This is a genomic window from Corallococcus interemptor, assembly GCF_003668875.1.
Classification (GTDB): domain Bacteria; phylum Myxococcota; class Myxococcia; order Myxococcales; family Myxococcaceae; genus Corallococcus; species Corallococcus interemptor.
In genome coordinates this window covers 1-16069 of sequence record NZ_RAWM01000173.1, presented here as the reverse complement: position 1 = coordinate 16069, position 16069 = coordinate 1, and the positions used below count along the sequence as shown (strand labels likewise).

General features: G+C 70.0%; 13 protein-coding genes and 1 pseudogene. 6 read left to right on the top strand and 8 right to left on the bottom strand.

All coding sequences use genetic code 11. The features are described from left to right. Positions 1-61: 61 nt before the first annotated feature. The 3 genes and pseudogenes from tatB to D7X96_RS35690 all read right to left on the bottom strand — a co-directional run. A pseudogene (gene tatB, locus D7X96_RS35700) lies at positions 62-277 on the bottom strand (Sec-independent protein translocase protein TatB); the annotation flags it as partial. Positions 278-421: 144 nt separating this feature from the next. Beyond that, positions 422-1723, bottom strand: a complete 1302-nt coding sequence (locus D7X96_RS35695; protein WP_120549306.1) for an MFS transporter — start codon at positions 1721-1723, stop codon at positions 422-424. A gap of 28 nt (positions 1724-1751) precedes the next feature. Beyond that, positions 1752-3812: a methyl-accepting chemotaxis protein gene (locus tag D7X96_RS35690; RefSeq protein WP_120549307.1), complete on the bottom strand. Its 2061-nt coding sequence runs from the start codon at positions 3810-3812 to the stop codon at positions 1752-1754. Positions 3813-3903: 91 nt separating this feature from the next. On the opposite strand from D7X96_RS35690, the gene D7X96_RS35685 reads away from it, so the two are divergent. Beyond that, positions 3904-4950: a histone deacetylase family protein gene (locus D7X96_RS35685; protein WP_121771750.1), complete on the top strand. Its 1047-nt coding sequence runs from the start codon at positions 3904-3906 to the stop codon at positions 4948-4950. 98 nt (positions 4951-5048) lie between these two features. On the opposite strand, the gene D7X96_RS35680 is transcribed toward D7X96_RS35685, so the two are convergent. The 4 genes from D7X96_RS35680 to D7X96_RS35665 form a co-directional block, all read right to left on the bottom strand. Further along, complete coding sequence (locus D7X96_RS35680) at positions 5049-5345, bottom strand: hypothetical protein (RefSeq protein WP_121771749.1); 297 nt, start codon at positions 5343-5345, stop codon at positions 5049-5051. A gap of 121 nt (positions 5346-5466) precedes the next feature. Then, positions 5467-5955: an LURP-one-related/scramblase family protein gene (locus tag D7X96_RS35675; RefSeq protein ID WP_121771748.1), complete on the bottom strand. Its 489-nt coding sequence runs from the start codon at positions 5953-5955 to the stop codon at positions 5467-5469. A gap of 70 nt (positions 5956-6025) precedes the next feature. Beyond that, positions 6026-7948, bottom strand: a complete 1923-nt coding sequence (locus tag D7X96_RS35670) for a S8 family peptidase (RefSeq protein WP_120549311.1) — start codon at positions 7946-7948, stop codon at positions 6026-6028. Between the two features lie 127 nt (positions 7949-8075). Continuing rightward, complete coding sequence (locus tag D7X96_RS35665; protein ID WP_121771747.1) at positions 8076-8720, bottom strand: glutathione S-transferase family protein; 645 nt, start codon at positions 8718-8720, stop codon at positions 8076-8078. 136 nt (positions 8721-8856) lie between these two features. Here D7X96_RS35665 and D7X96_RS35660 point away from each other — a divergent pair, with 136 nt between their 5' ends. The 5 genes from D7X96_RS35660 (at position 8857) to D7X96_RS35640 (ending at position 15264) form a co-directional block, all read left to right on the top strand. Continuing rightward, positions 8857-10755, top strand: coding sequence for a SulP family inorganic anion transporter (locus D7X96_RS35660; protein ID WP_121771746.1), 1899 nt, complete (start codon positions 8857-8859; stop codon positions 10753-10755). A 361-nt stretch (positions 10756-11116) separates the two neighbouring features. Further along, entirely contained in the window at positions 11117-11701 is a 585-nt protein-coding gene (locus D7X96_RS35655; protein WP_306449850.1) for a DUF6310 domain-containing protein, read from the top strand. Continuing rightward, complete coding sequence (locus D7X96_RS35650; protein ID WP_120549314.1) at positions 11698-12453, top strand: DUF5953 family protein; 756 nt, start codon at positions 11698-11700, stop codon at positions 12451-12453. The genes D7X96_RS35655 and D7X96_RS35650 overlap by 4 nt, the downstream gene beginning before the upstream one ends. Before the next feature lie 71 nt (positions 12454-12524). Beyond that, positions 12525-14183 (top strand): arylsulfatase, encoded by a 1659-nt coding sequence (locus D7X96_RS35645; protein ID WP_121771745.1) that lies wholly within the window; start codon positions 12525-12527, stop codon positions 14181-14183. 79 nt (positions 14184-14262) lie between these two features. Beyond that, on the top strand, positions 14263-15264 hold the full coding sequence (locus tag D7X96_RS35640) for a formylglycine-generating enzyme family protein (RefSeq protein WP_121771744.1): 1002 nt from the start codon (positions 14263-14265) through the stop codon (positions 15262-15264). Here the strand turns inward: D7X96_RS35640 and D7X96_RS35635 are convergent. Then, positions 15261-16069: threonine/serine exporter family protein (locus tag D7X96_RS35635; protein WP_147468483.1), on the bottom strand; the 809-nt coding region annotated here is incomplete at its 5' end. The genes D7X96_RS35640 and D7X96_RS35635 overlap by 4 nt on opposite strands.

The following is a 16069-nucleotide window of genomic DNA, read 5'->3' as shown; positions in this document are numbered from 1 at the left end:
AGCGCGAGTTCTACGCCATGGACCAGGACTTCAACGCGGAGCCCCCGCCGCGTCCGGGCACGCGCGTGCCCGGACGCGGCGGGGGCTCCGCGTTGAAGTCCTGGTCCATGGCGTAGAACTCGCGCTCCACCACGTTGCGGACGTCATCCGTCTGCCGGCGGAACTCGCGCATGAACTTGCCGATGGCCCGCGCCAGCTCAGGCAGCCGCTGGGGGCCGAGCACGATCAGCGCGGCCACCAGGATGAACACCATTTCGCCTGCGCCGATGTTGAACATGGGTCTTCGCTTCCCCTTGGAGGGAATGTCCCGGGGTTATCGCGCCCCCTGACGGCCCCGCGCAACCATCAGTGACCTTCCAGCGTTCGTCCGGCCACGTGCCGGGGAGGCGGGCGGCCGGGCCACTGGGGCACATTGCCCCAATCAGCCTTGGGGATGCGCCTCTGGAGAGAGGGGCGCGGCCATCCCCTGGGCGGGGGGCACCGCCAGGGCCCGGGCCTGCTCACGTGAGCGCACCCGCCCCTCCACCACCCGCAACATGAAGGGCACGCCCACCGCCAGCCCGATGGACACCCAGGCGATGGTGTCCACGCCGCCCAGCGTCCCGTCCGGCAGGTCCACCAGCAGGCGCGACGACAGGAAGGCCCCCAGCGCGGAGGCCATGTGCTGGGTGGCGGATTGCAGCGACATGAAGCGCGCGCGCACCGGGTTGTCCGGCACGCGCGAGGTCAGCGTGTTGTACGCCACGTTGCGCACGCCCATGGCCAGCATGAAGGCCATGAAGAGCACGGGGATGGGCATCCACGCCGGGTAATGGATGAAGCCCACGTACGTGGTGATGGCCGCCAGCACCACGCCCACCGTGCCCACGCGGAAGGAGCCCAGGCGGTCCACCAGCGGCCCCGTCAGCCGCAGCGTGAAGAAGCTCACCACGCCGCCCGCGGCGTAGATGATCCACAGGTTCTCTCGCGGGTAGCCCAGGTTCTGCTGGAGGTAGGCGGAGATGTTGGGGATGACGATGAAGCCGCTCATCATCACCAGCGCCGTCATCAGGTAGGACAGCTGGACATCGGTGTTGCCCAACAGCTGCGCCACGCCCGGGGCCCGGGCCGCGCTGCCCCCCGGCTTCAGGTGCCCGCGCACGGGCGGCAGGAGCCAGAGCGCGGCCAGCACCAGCACCAGCCCCAGCGCCGCCACCACGAAGAAGGGCGTCCGCCAGCTGCCCAGCTCCGCGACCTTCAAGGCCAGGGGCACGCCCAGCACGGACGCCACGGAGAAGGACGCCATCACCGCGCCCAGCGCCCGGCCCCGGCGCTCCACCGGGATGAGGTCCGCGATGATGGACAGCGACAGCGCCGTCGCCGGCCCGCCGAAGATACCCGCGCACACCCGCGCGAGCAGCAGCGTGGACAGCCCCAGCGCCAGGCCCCCCGCCGCGGTGGCCGCGACGAGCCCCAGCATGCACACGGCCAGCGCCTTGCGCCGGTCGAAGCGGTCCAGGAAGTAGCCCCCCAGGAGGCCCGCCACGCTCGCGGCGGCCGTGTAGCTGCCGCCAATGGTCCCGATGTGCGAGGACTCGATGCCCAGGCCCTTCGCGAAGTCCGGGCCCAGCGGCATCACCATCACGAAGTCGAGGATGTTGACGAACTGCACCGCGCCGATGAGCAGCACCACGGCGCGCTCGGACACGGGACGGGGGGAGGCGGACTCGGGCGACTCGGGCATGGATGCCTTGGGGAAACGGCCGGGGGCGTCAGACGCGGAAGCGGCGCACCTCGGCGCGCAGGATTTCGGCCTGGCGCGTGAGGTTGTCGATGGCCTCCTCCAGCTGGCGCACCGAGCGCGTCTGGTGCTCGGACACGCCCTTGATGGTCTCCACGGCCTTGAGCACCTGCTCGCTGCCCTTGGTCTGCTCCTTCTGGGCGCGGTTCAGGTGGGTGACCATCTCGTTGATGCTTTCGATGGAGCGGGTGATCTGCTTGCTGCCGTGCGCCTGCTCCTGGCTGGAGCGCTGCACGTGCTGGGTGAGCGTCTTCATCCGCTCCGCGCTCTTCATGATCTGCTCGCCGCCCCGGGCCTGCTCGTTGGAGGCCTGGGAGATCATCGACACGGTGGCGGAGATGCGGTGGATGGCGGCCGTCACCTGCTTGCTGCCGCGCGCCTGCTCCACGGTGGCGCGGGCAATGGCCTTCACCATCTGCGTGGACTTCTGGGTGCTGTCGTTGATCTTCCTGAGGGCGCCTTCCGCCTCGCGGCCCAGCTGCACGCCCTCCTCCACGCTCTTGACGCCCTGGTTCATCACCACCACGGCGTTGCGGCTCTCCTCCTGCACGCCGCGGATGAGCTCGGCGATCTCCTTGGTGGACGCGCCGGTGCGCTCGGCCAGGTCCTTGATCTCCTCGGCCACCACGGCGAAGCCCTTGCCGTGCTCGCCGGCCTGCGCGGCGATGATGGCGGCGTTGAGGGCCAGGAGGTTCGTCTGCTCCGCCACGTCGTCGATGACGTTGAGGATGTTGCCAATCTCGCTGATGCGCCGGCCCAGGCTGTCGATGACGCCCGCGGCGGTGCGGCTGGTGTCCTTGATGCGGTCGATGCCGGAGAGCGTCTTGCGCAGGGCCTCCACGCCGGTCTGCGCGTCCTCGAAGACCTGCTCGGACAGGCGGGCCGTCTCGTTGGCGTTGGCGTCCACCTGGCCGATGGCGGCGTCCATCTGGCTGATGGCGGAGGAGGTGTCCTCCGTGGACGCCGACAGGTCCTCGATGTTCTTGGCGACCTCCTTGATGGAGTAGGTCATCTGCTCGATGGCGCTGGTGGTCTCCTCCACGCTGGCGGCCATGGCCTGGACGTTCTCCGCCACCTCGTCGTTGGTGGCGGCCATCTCCATGATGGAGGAGCTGCTCTCCTCCGCGCTCTGGTAGAGGACCTCCACGTTCTCCGCGATGCCGCGCAAGGAGGCCATCATCTCCACCATGGAGGAGGACGTCTCCTCCACGCGCGACTGCACGGTGCCCGCGCCGGAGGACACGGTGGTGCCGGTGCGGTGGATCTGCTCGATGACGCCGGCCACCACGTCGGACACGCCGCGCACGCGGCCCAGCGTGTCGCGCCAGGACTGGGCCATGCGGTTGAGGGCCTCCGCCAGCTGGCCCAGCTCGTCCCGGTTGTTGCGCACCTCCGCGCGGCCGGTGAGGTCGGCCTCGGCCAGCTTGCGCGCCATGGACATCATGGCGTCCAGCGGGTGGAGGATGAACGCGCGCGAGATGAGGAACGCCGTCAGGAGGAAGAGCACCAGGCCCACGAGGAAGGCCAGCAGCACCGTGTGGCGCAGCGCCGTGAGCACGCCCTCCAGCCGCGCCCCGTCCACCACCACGACGACCTCGCCGGGCACGCCGCCCGCCAGCGTCACCGGCCGGGTCACCGCCCAGCTGTCGTTCTCGAAGTCCGTCTGCTCCAGCGACGGGAGCGGGCGCTGCTGGAGGCGCTTCTCCAGGCCCTGGGTGAACCACGCGGGCGCCGTCGCCGGCGAGGTGGCGCGGGGCACGCCCTGGGCGTCCAGCACCGCCACGACGCTGAAGTCGTCGTCCCGGATCAGCTCCTCCAGGTTGGGGACCGGCTGGGTGCCCGCCTGGCGTTTGACCAGTTCGGCCACCTCCTCGGCCTTGTTCTGGGCGTGCAGCGCCATGCGCTCCCTCAGGTGGTTGCCCACCTGGCGGGGAACGACGAAGTAGAGCGTCCCCAGGATGACGGCCAGCGCGAGACCGAACGAACCCAGGAGGATGCCCCGGAGACCGGGTTTCTTGAGGCGACGTGGCAAGGCCCGCGCACTGTAGGGAGGGTGGCCCGTCCAGGGCAAGGAACGGACTAACCCGCCTGTCAGGGCCGGACGCTGGGTTCCCGGGGGCAGGATGCGTAAGGTCCAGGGGATGACCGCGACGCTGCTGCTCACCGACCCGCTGTTCCTCCAGCACGACGCCGGCGAGGGCCACCCCGAGTCGCCCGCCCGGCTGCGGCGCATCCTCCAGATGCTCGCGCGAAACCCGGTGGCGGGCACGGTGATGGCCCAGCCCCGCTCCGCCACGGACGCGGAGATCCTCGCGGTGCACACCCCGGCGCACCTGGAAGCGATGGAGAAGCTGGGCGGCCGCTTCGAGCGCATCGACGAGGACACGGCGGTGTCGCCGGACAGCCTGGACGCGGCGCGGCTGGCGGCGGGCGCGGCGGTGCAGGCCGTGGAGCAGGTGATGGCGGGGCACGCGCGCAACGCGTTCGCGCTGGTGCGTCCGCCGGGCCATCACGCGGAGCCGGACCGGGCGATGGGCTTCTGCCTCTACAACAACGTCGCCATCGCGGCGGAGGCCGGGCGGAGGCTGGGCGCCGAGCGCGTGCTGGTGCTGGACTGGGACGTGCACCACGGCAACGGCACGCAGGCGGCGTTCTTCGGGCGCAGGGACGTGCTCTACCAGTCCGTGCACCAGTTCCCCTACTACCCGGGCAGCGGCGCGGCGCCGGAGGTGGGGCGCGGCGAGGGCCAGGGCTTCACGGTGAACTGCGGCCTGCCGGGCGGCAACACGGACGCGGACTACGGGATGATCTTCGAGGAGCTGCTGCTCCCGGTGGCGCAGGCGTACCGGCCGGACCTGATGCTGGTGTCCGCGGGGTTCGACCCGCACCGCGCGGATCCGATTGGCGGCATGGACGTCACCGAGCGCGGCTTCGCGGCGATGTGCACGGCCGTGCGCAAGCTGGCGGAGGAGGTCTCCGGCGGGAAGCTGGTGCTGGTGCTGGAGGGGGGCTATTCGCTGGAGGGGCTGTCGAACTCCGCGCACGCGTGCATCGAGGTGCTGGCGGGAAGAGATGACAGCTTCGCGCCCGGCACCGTGAACGCGGACGCGAGGGCGGCGCTGGCGACGAGCCGTGAAGCGCTCAAGCCGTACTGGGCCAGCGTGCGCTGAAGGCCGCTCAGTACAGCGCGTCCCCAGCCATGGGAATGCCAGACAGCTCCAGCAGGAACGCGCCCAGCTTGTAGAAGTCCCGTGCGCGTCCGTCGGGCTCAGACCTCGCTGTCCGGAGGCAGCGGGAGCAGGGACTCCTCCTTCATCAACAGGAACTTGTACGAGTACCAGCACTGCTGAAGGTCCTGTGATTCCTGGGTGCGGTGACTCATGTCCAGCTGTGGCCCCAGCTCCATGGCGAGGGCACCGCGAGGCAGCAGGTCGGGCCAGGTCTCGCTCGTATCGGTGAGGCAGGTGCGCGAGCCCAGGAGGTCGGTCTTCACGACCGACTCCGGCCGCTTTGCCGTGGCGCAGGCCCCGAGCAGCAGTCCCACGATGATGACGGATGCCTTCAAGTCACCTCCGGCGTGTGGCCTCCAGGGCCTGCTCCAGGTTCTGGACGGGCCCAGGCCACCTTGCTGACACCACGTGGACTCGCAGTGGCCTGCGCTCCGCGAGGCTCCGGCCCCGGCGGCGCTACCCGCCGGACTGACGGCCTTCAATCGCGCACAGGAGCACCGCCGCGGCGATGCCCAGGCGCCGGTCCAGCCGGCGCTGCGTGTCCATGGAGAAGTCCAGATCAATCTTCTGGATGAACGGGTTGAAGTGCTGCCGGAAGCTGAGCACCTGCTCGCCACCCAGCGTGCCGGTGAAGGTCTGCGGCAGGAGGTTGGTGAGGAAGCGCCGCACGAGCGCCAGCAGCATGCTGTCCTCCTCCACCTTGCCCACCTCGTTGCCGTCCACGTCCAGGATGAGCCAGGTGTCGCGCAGGATGGAGCTCAGGGCCTTGCGGCGCAGCGCGCCCCCCCGCTCCCTCGAGTAGAAGGCGACGTTGCCCGCCTCGTCGTAGATGTGGAACGCGCCGCCGAACAGCTTGAAGAACTTCCGGCGGATCATGTAGCGGGTCTGGCCGAAGCGCCCGGAGGCAAGCTCACTCCGGGGACGGGTCTGGAGAGCGGAGGACATGGCCACCCTCCCTGGCGCGAAGCCACGCGCGGCCAGGGGGCCTGCGGGAGGCCCCGCGGCTGCCTGCCCTTCAGTAGCAGAGGTAGTTGTCGTTCCAGGCGTGGGGGTCCGAGCCCTCGTGGATGAGCGTGCACAGCTTGCCGGCGATGGGGCCGGACTGCGACCACGACAGCTGCAGCGGGCTGGTGGTGGGCACGCAGAGGTAGTTGTCGTTCCACGTGTGGGAGGCGGGCTCCGCGTCCTCGTAGACCTGCGTGCAGCGCATGCCGGCGATGGGGCCCGCGCTGCTCCACGCGAAGCCGTGGTTCACCGTGGAGCACAGGTAGTTGTCGTTCCAGGTGTCCGGATCCGCCCCCTCGTGCACCTGGGTGCAGAACCGGCCGGCCATGGGACCCGCCGAGGACCAGGCGATGTCCGGCATCGTCTGGAGGGCCTGGCGCAGGTTGGGCAGCCGGCCGATGTTGCGTGCATCCGCCGCCTGCGCGGTGCCGGTGGAGGCCAGCAGGCCGCGGACGTAGCGCGGGTCGAGCGCGCCCGTGCCACGCGCACGCGCCACGCCCTGGAGGCTCAGCGCCGCGCCGGTGACGATGGGCGAAGCGCTGGAGGTGCCGCTGAAGGTGCCCGTGTAGTACTGGTCCTCGCCATAGGCGGAGCCGAACAGGTCGCCGTAGCCCATGGACGCCACGCTCTCACCCCAGCCGTGCACGTCCACGCGCGAGCCGAAGTTCGTCCAGCACATGGGCACGCGCGTGGTGGCCGTGCTCGCGCCCACGATGATGGCGCCCGAGTCCCGCACGCCGCGGTTGAAGACCCCGCCGTACGCGGCCTCATCCAGGTTGGCGCTGCCGTTGCCCGCCGCCTCCACCACGGTGACGCCGTTGGCGGTGGCCGTGGCGATGGCATCGTAGTTGGCCTGCCAGTACTCCATCGCGATGTAGTTGCACTGGCTCTGGTTGCAGGTACACGGCGTGCTGTCCGCCGGGCCCTGCGCGTGCAGTTCGATGAGGATGACGCCGCCACGTCCCACGGCCGCCGCCGCGTTGGCGATGGCGGCGGCGGTGCCCTGCGAGGCCGCGGACACGCCCGCCGTCGCGCCGTGCGCGATGCCCGTCACGCCGTAGCCGTTGGCGGTGCCCACGATTTCCCCCAGCACCGCGGTGCCGTGGTTGCGCCAGCCCAGGTCGTTGTACTGCGCGCCCAGCTGGGTGAAGAGGCCCGGCATGTCCTCGTGGGTGGTGCGCCAGCCGCCTTCGATGTCCACGAAGCGGATGCCCGCGCCGTTGCCACCGGCGACGCCCCAGGCATAGCGCGCGTCCACGCCGCTGGGGGCCGCGTTGAGGTAGCCCTGGTTGCCCTCGTACAGCGGCGTCGTGGGCGCGATGTCCGCGGCGGCCAGCAGGCTTCGCAGCACGGGCTCCATGCCGAAGTTCACCATCGCCGGTTCGGCGGGAGGTTCCGCGTAGGCGATCTCCACGCTCTCCAGCGCGTTGAGCGAAGCGACGAGCTCCGCCACGCGCTCGGCGGTGGTGCCGGGCACGAGCGGCACCGCGTAGTAGAGGTCGAGGTCCGCCAGCTGGCGGCCACCCTGCGACTCGCCCAGGGCCTTTCGCAGGGCCAGCGTGGCCTCATCCTCCGTGAAGAGCCGGCGGAGCGCGGCGGCGCGGGGCGCGCGCTCCAGCAGGGCCTGCGCGGCCTTCACGTCATCGGCCAACCGCGCGTCGGAGAGCCCCTGCCGGGCGAGCAGCGACTGCTCGGACCCGGAGCGCTCCGACGCGAGCGCGCGCAGGGCCTGGCCGCGCAGGCGCACGCGGCTGCCCTCGTGGAACTTCACCACCAGCCGCTCCACCGGCGTGCCGGACGGCAGCGGCTTCTGGAGCCGCTTGTCGGCGGCGACACGGGGCTGCGGCTCCTGGGGAGCGGCGAAGGCGGTGGTGCACAGCGTGAGCCCGACGAGCGCGCCCGTCAGGCGGGATGCGAAACGCGAAGTGGTCATCCGGTTCTCTCGGTGTGGAAGGGGACGTCCCGGACGGAGCCACCGGGCCCACTGCCCGGTTCCTCCGCCGGCCCTGCACCCTAGAATGCCGGTCTGACATGTTAAACCTGCAAAGCGCGTCCAGCCCTCAGGACTCGTGCTGCTGGAAGGCCGCCATCTGCGCCGCCAGCGCGCGCTGGAAGGCGGGCCGCGCCTCACAGCGTTCCTTGTAGGCCTTGAGCGTGGGATGCGCGTCGAGCACGTCGGTGTGCCGCAGGATGCGCAGCACCGTGGTCATCATCAGGTCGCCCGCGGTGAAGCGGTCCTCCAGGTAGGGGCGGTCTCCCAGCCAGGTGGCCAGCTCTCCCAGGCGGTGGTGGATGCGCGCCTCCACTTCGGGCCGGTGGAGCTTCGCCCACTGCGCATCCGGCACGAACAGGTCGATCTCCGCCAGCTGCTGCACGTAAATCTCCAGCGAGTTCAGCGCCGCGAACACCCACGTCAGCGCGCGAGCGCGGCCTGCTTCATCCCGGGGGAAGAGCACCTCGCTCCTCGCCGCGATGTGGACCACGATGGCGCCTGACTCGAAGAGCGTCAGGCCGTCCTCCTGGAAGACCGGCACCTGCCCGAAGGGCTGCTGTGCGCGGTAGTCCGGGGACTTCTGCACCTGCGGGTCGATGAGCCTCGCCTCGTACGGCAGGCCGGCCTCCTCCAGCGCCCACCTCACCCGGAGGTCTCGAACGACGCCCTGCGCGAACGGCGGCACCCACTTGAAAGCGCTGACAGTGATCATGCCGGGCAGCCTCGCGTCATGGCCGTGCGCATGACCAGCGTCATGCATGACGCAGGTCGCCGGAGCGCCGCGGCCGCCTGGACGCCCCTGCCCCCGGGACGATGCCCGTGTCAGGCCGGGTGGCCACCTCGTGCGCATGGGGACACCCTGGCTCACCCGCGTCAGTCCCTTCGTGGCTTCGCTCAAGGGCTACGACCGGACGCGGCTGAAGATGGACCTGGTGGGCGCGCTCACGGTGACGGCGCTGCACATCCCGGAGGGCATGGCGTACGCGCAGCTCGCCGGGCTTCCTCCGCAGGCGGCGCTGTACTCCACCCCGGCGGCGCTGGCGCTGTACGCGCTGTTCGGCAGCTCGCGGCAGCTCATCATCGCGGTGTCCGCCAGCGTGTCGGTGCTCTCCGCCGCCACGGTGGGCGCGCTGGCGCAGCAGGGCACGCCGCGCTTCGTGGCGCTCACGGCCGCGCTGGCGCTGATGGCGGGCGGGGTGGCGCTGCTGGCGGGCGTGCTGAAGCTGGGCCGGGCCGCGCAGTTCTTCTCCTCGTCCGTGCTCAGCGGCTTCGTGTTCGGGCTGGCGCTCATCATCGCCATCAAGCAGGTGCCCAAGCTCCTGGGCATCGAGGGCACGAAGGGCGGCTTCTTCGAGCGGCTGGGCTTCATCCTCTCGCACCTGGGACAGACGCACGCGCTGACGCTCATGGTGGGGGCGGCGAGCATCGCGGCGCTGCTGCTCCTGGGGCGCGTGTCGCGGCGCATCCCGGCGGCGCTGGCGGTGCTGGTGCTGGGCATTGCACTCTCGTCGCTGTCGCACCTGGATGCGAAGGGGGTGGCCATCGTGGGGCACCTCCCCGCGGGGCTGGTGCCGCCCCAGCTTCCGGACGTGACGTTCGGCGACCTGGTGAACCTGCTGCCGGGTGCTTGCGGTATCGCGCTGGTGGCGTTCGCGGAGGCCATTGGTCCGGCGCGCATGTTCGCCGCGAAGCACGGGTACGAGGTGGATCCCAACCGTGAGCTGGTGGGCCTGGGCGCGGCGAACCTGGGCGGAGGCCTGTTCCGGGGTTTCAGCATGGGGTGCAGCCTGTCCAAGTCCGCCGCGAATGATCAGGCGGGGGCAACGACGGAGGTGTCCTCGCTGGTGACGGCGGGGCTGACGCTGCTGGTGGCGCTGTTCCTCACCGGCCTGTTCCGCACGCTGCCGGAAGCCACGCTGGGGGCCATCGTGGTGGTGGCCATCCTGGGGATGATGGACGTGAAGGAGCTGGTGCGGCTGGCGCGCCTGCGCCGGGCGGACTTCCTGGGCGCGGCGGTGGCCCTGGTGGCGGTGCTGGCCTTCGACGTGCTGCCCGGGCTGCTCATCGCGGTGGGCCTGTCGCTGTTCCTCACCGTGTACCGCGCCAGCCGTCCGCGCGTGAGTGAGCTGGGGCGGGTGCCGGGGACGCTGGACCTGGCGGCCACGCACCGCGAGTCCTCGGCCATCACCCTGCCCGGCCTGTGCGTCATCCGGCCGGAGGAAGGGGTGTTCTTCGCCAACGCCACGTCGCTGCGGGACGAGGTGCTGAAGCACGTCCGCGACGCGAAGGTGCCGGTGCGCGAGGTGCTGCTGGACCTGGAGCTGACGGACGACCTGGACGTGCCGGGCGCGGACATGCTGGCGGGCCTGTACGAGGACCTGTCGCACCGGGGCATCACGTTGTCACTGGCGCGCGTGCACGCACCGGCGCAGAGGCTGCTGGAGCGCACGGGCGTGATGGCGAAGCTGGGGAGGGAGCATGTGCATCCGCACGTGAGGGCCGGCGTGGAGGCCTGGATGGCGCATCACGAGTCCCAGGCCTGGCAGGAGTGGCGCCTCATCCAGGACGGCCTGTACCTGGTGCGCTCGCGCGTGGACGAAGCGGGCGCGATGCTGCACGGCGAGGAGCGCCACCGGCAGGAGGACCTGCTCGTCCGGTTGGACGACGCGGACACGCGCATGCGGGAGCTGCTGCGGAACCTGCCGCATCCACCGTCCGATGACGACTCGCGGGGGCCCGTGCATTGAGCGCCATGGTTGGTAGTGTTCGAGGGTCCCTCCTCGAAAGAACGTGGCCATGCAGGGTCGAGCCGCCGTCACGCTTCTGCTTCTTCTCTCGGCTTGCGCTTCATCAACGCCGGTTCCGAGTACTCGGTCGGCGCGCATCGCCAACCTTCAGAGGGCCGCGAAGCTGCCCTGGACGGATGAGGGACGGTGCGTCGTCCGGGAGGCGTCCCGCCCCTGGGGCGAGGTGGTGGAGCGGTGCTTCCCAGCGCTGGATACCGACCGGGTCCGGTTTCACGACAGCTCGGGACGGTGCACGGTTGCTTCTGCGGACGCAGCGTCCCTGGGGCTGGGAGTCTGTGTCCTGGCCGCGCCAGAAATCGCCGTGGGCGCGGTGATTGTCGTCGGCGTGGTGGTGATCGGCATCGCCATCAAGGAGGAACTGGATGCCTATGAGCTCCGCCAGCTGTATCCGGAGGAGGTAACGTCGACGGTCGGGACGCGGACAGCGCCTCGGGAGACGATGGCGAAGCGAAAGCCGCAGCCGGAACCTTCAGGGCAGGATCTGTTCCCGCCGCTGCCGCCCAGGCACCGCAAGCGTCCCTCCCGCTGCGAGCCCATCCCGGTGCCGCACCTGGGCGGAGATGATGACCACAACACGTGCGCGGATCTCATCCCGCCGAACCGGTATCCCGGCATGGACGTGCTCGTGGATGGGAAGCACTTCGACGCGCTGCAGGTCGGCGCACCCGTGCTGTGGGAGATCAAGACCGACAGATTCGACACGTACAGTGATTACCTCCAGAACCAGGTCGCCGACGATCACGCGGAGGAAATGCGAAACGAGCGCGCCATCGCGAACGACTGCGGATACAACTTCGTTGTCGGGGTAAGCACTCCAGAGCATAAAGCAGCGCTCGTTCGTCGGGCTCCCGCACTTCAGATTGTCGTGACTGGATGTAAACGATGACGACGCGCTCGCGGCTTCACCTCACGGTCTATGCCCCTGCCATGGGGCAAGACGACAACCGCTCGGTCGCGGTTGCCCGCGGAATGGAACTGGCGCTCGCCGGCTTGAGCATGGCTTGGAGACTCTCCAAGGAGGGTCATCCCATCGCCCTGCCCCAGCGTGACGCATGGCTTGCCGAGGCGGCGACACGTCGAAAGTTCCCGATGCTCTGCAACGGTGACGAGAGCTACGCGATAACGGTGAGTGGGTTGGAAACCCCAGCGAGCCAGGCCCCAGGCGCACGGCCGCTGCTCGACGTCCACGCGAGTCTTCCTCTGGATGCGCGCATCATCGAGCACGCGGTGCCATTGCTGATGGCCATCGCGGAGCGCGCCCACGCGTATTGGGGGCATATGTCAGAAGACGCCTTCGGCTTGGAAATTTCGGAACAACTGCGTCGCTCTGCTGATGCGCCGAAGGTGTCTCCCCGGGGACTCCCCATGCTGGAAATGCCAGAGCACCTTCGCTCACCAGCGATTCCGCATTTCCTCGGGTGGCTGAACTACTGGTCCGAAGCCGCCGCTCAGGCCATCGGTTTCCCGGACGCTGCTCGCGACTCGGAGCTGCTGTCGCGCTCCCGGCGCACTCCCTCTGGCGGCTGGGTGGTCCAGCTCACGGAGGCCCCGCTCGACTACGGCAACCCCGAGCACATCGAAGCACTCCGGCGGGCCTACGAGCGCTTCCCCGCCATCGGTGGACGCGACTCACGCTGAAGCCCCGGACCTGCCCTCCGGAACGAGGCCCGCGTCCACTTCCGTGGACACCTCGTGCCCAGGAGGTTTCCATGGCAAGCAAGGCGAAGTCCTCGGGCAACGGGCACCGCAAGCAGGCGAAGCAGCAGCCCAACATCCTGGTCATCTGGGGAGATGACATCGGGTTCTGGAACATCAGCGCCTACAACCAGGGGATGATGGGCTACCGCACGCCCAACATCGACCGCATCGCGAAGCAGGGCGCGATGATGACCGACTGCTACGGCCAGCAGAGCTGCACCGCGGGCCGCGCGGCGTTCATCACCGGCATGAACCCGCTCCGCACCGGGCTCACCACCATTGGCATGCCCGGCGCGAAGTACGGACTGCAGGACTCCGACCCCACCATCGCGGAGATGCTCAAGCCGCTGGGCTACACCTGCGGCCAGTTCGGCAAGAACCACCTGGGCGACTCCAATCCCTACCTGCCCACCAACCACGGCTTCGACGAGTTCTTCGGCAACCTCTACCACCTCAACGCGGAGAACGAGCCGGAGTGCCCGGACTACCCCAAGGACCCGTCCTTCAAGGCCCGCTTCGGGCCGCGCGGCGTCCTCCACAGCTGGGCCACCGCGCGCAAGGACGTCACCGAGGACCCGCGCTGGGGCTTCGTGGGCAACCAGCGCATCGAGGACACCGGCCCGCTCACCAAGAAGCGCATGGAGACCGTGGACGGCGAGTTCCTGGAGGGCACCCTGGACTTCATGGAGCGCGCCGTGAAGGACGGCAAGCCGTTCTTCCTCTGGCACAACACCACGCGCACGCACGTCTGGACCTTCCTCCAGGAGAAGTACCGCAACGTCACCGGCTACGGCCTCTACGCGGACGCAATGCGGGAGCTGGACGACATCGTCGGCGTGCTCCTGGACAAGCTGGATGAACTGGGCATCGCGGACAACACGCTGGTCGTCTTCTCCACCGACAACGGCGTGGAGAAGATGGGCTGGCCGGACGGCGGCAACAGCCCGTTCCGCGGGGAGAAGGGCTCGACGTGGGAGGGCGGCGTGCGCGTGCCGTGCGTGGTGCGCTGGCCCGGCGTGGTGGAGCCGGGGCGCGTCATCAACGACATCTTCGCGCACGAGGACTGGATGCCCACGCTGGTGGCGGCCGCGGGCGGCCCCAGGGACCTGGTGGACAAGTGCAAGCGCGGCTTCAAGGTGGGCAACAAGACCTTCCGGGTCCACCTGGACGGGTATGACCAGACGGGGCTTCTGGCCGGCACGGAGGAGGGCCGCAGGAACGAGTTCATCTACGTGCTCGACAGCGGCGACCTGGCGGCGGTCCGCTACAAGGACTGGAAGATCATCTTCAGCTACCAGGACGGCGAAGGCCCGGACATGTGGTTCAGCGGCAAGCGCTTCAACCCGGCGTGGCCCTACCTCATCAACCTGCGCTCGGATCCGTTCGAATCCGGGCCCCACTCCGGCCTGTACACCCAGTGGTACGGCGAGCGCATGTTCACCTTCGTCCCCGCGCAGATGCTGGTGAAGCAGTTCGCGGAGAGCCTCATCGAGTTCCTGCCCAGCCAGGCTCCGGGCAGCCTGAGCATCGGGCCGCTCAAGGAGCAGGTGAAACAGAAGATCGCCGCGGCGCGGAAGCAGAAGGAGGAGCCCGGCGTGGGCGACCAGGTCATGTCCCTGGCGAACGAAGTGGAGCAGTTCATCCACCGATTCCAGCAATCCCACCACTAGCCGACACCCTCCCCGGCCCCCGGTGCGAGTGTCATTCCTCGCGCCGGGCCGGATGTTCTCCAGTGGAGGACATCCATCCATGCACCGCAACGACAGCCGCGACGCCACGTCCGGCGGAGAGACCACCGACACCGCCGCGCGCCCCGGCCGCGCTCCGTTCCCGGACATGGTGTGGATTCCCGGCGGCACGTACTGGATGGGCTCCGACCATCACTATCCGGAGGAGGCCCCCGCGCATCAGGTGACCGTCTCCGGCTTCTGGATGGACCGCTTCACCGTGACGAACGAACAGTTCGCCCGCTTCGTCGAAGCCACCGGCTACGTCACCGTCGCCCAGCGGCCCCTCGACCCCGCGGACTATCCCGGCGCCACGCCGGAGTCCCTCGTCCCCGGCTCGCTCGTCTTCCAGAAGCCCCCGGGGCCCGTGGACCTGGGCAACGTGGCCAACTGGTGGGGCTACGTCCCCGAGGCCTGCTGGAAGCACCCCGAAGGGCGCCGCTCGTCCCTGAAACACCGCCGCGACCACCCCGTCGTCCACATCGCCTTCGAGGACGCGGAGGCCTATGCCACGTGGGCTGGCAAGGTCCTCCCGACGGAAGCCGAGTGGGAGCGCGCCGCTCGCGGCGGCCTGGACCGCAACGAGTTCTGCTGGGGCAATGACCTCACGCCGAACGGCGAACACCTGGCCAACACCTGGCAGGGCTACTTCCCGTGGCAGAACCTCCGCGAGGACGGCCACGAGGGCACCTGCCCCGTCGGCGCCTTCCCGCCCAACGGCTACGGCCTGCACGAGATGGCCGGCAACGTCTGGGAATGGACCACCGACTGGTACCAGGAGCGGCACCAGGGCAACAAGGGCAAGGCGTGCTGCATCCCCGTCAACCCGCGCGGCCCCACCACCGCGCAGGGCAGCCAGGATCCGTCCACGCCCGCCATCGCCATTCCCCGCCGCGTGCTCAAGGGCGGCAGCCACCTGTGCGCGCCCAACTACTGCCGCCGCTACCGCCCCGCGGCGCGCTCGCCCCAGGCCGTGGACAGCGGCGCCAGCCACATCGGCTTCCGCTGCATCGTGCGTCCCTAGTCGCGCCCCACGAAGAGGCGCCGCGGCACCACCACCGTGGCGAACACCAGCCCCAGCACCAGCTGGAGCGCCACCAGCAGCACGTTGAACAGCCGGGCGTCCTCCGCGCCTCCCATGCCGAGCAGCGCCACGAGGGCCTCCGCGCCGATGAAGCCCGGCGCCAGCTGCAACAGCCCCGGCAGGATGACCGTCATGGGCATCCGGTCCTTCCCCCTGCCGTAGAGCAGCCCCGCCACGCCCAGCACGAACGCGGCCACCAGCGGGCTGCCCCGCTCCCCGAGCACCCACTTCGCCGCCGCCTGCGTCCCGTACGCGAGCAGCACCCCGCCGACGATGGCCGCCAGGTCGCGGGGCCGCCCCGACATGCACACCGACAGCGCCACGCCGCCCACCGCCATCAGGACGAACGTGAGCAGGGGCGGCAGCGCGTGCGCCTCGAAGCGCGGCGGCAGCGGCCAGAAGAACTCCCAGAGCGTCCCCGCCGCCGCGACGCCCACGCCCAGCATCATGAAGCGCAAGAGGCCGTACATCAGCCGGGGCAGGCCCGCCTCCACCGACTCCAGGGCCAGCTCCAGCGAGCCCAGCGTCACCACCATCGCGGGCACCAGCAGCACCATCCCGCCGAACAGGGCCCGCACGGCGTTGAAGGGCGGCAGGAGGAACGTGAGCCCGAACGCCACCAGCGTCCCCAGGAACGCGGCGAGGAAGCTCTTCTGCAGGTCCACCCGCTGCGAGCGCAGCGTGCCGAAGTGGATGCCCCCCGCGAGGACGCCCACGAGGAAGGCCACGAGCATCTCCCACCCTG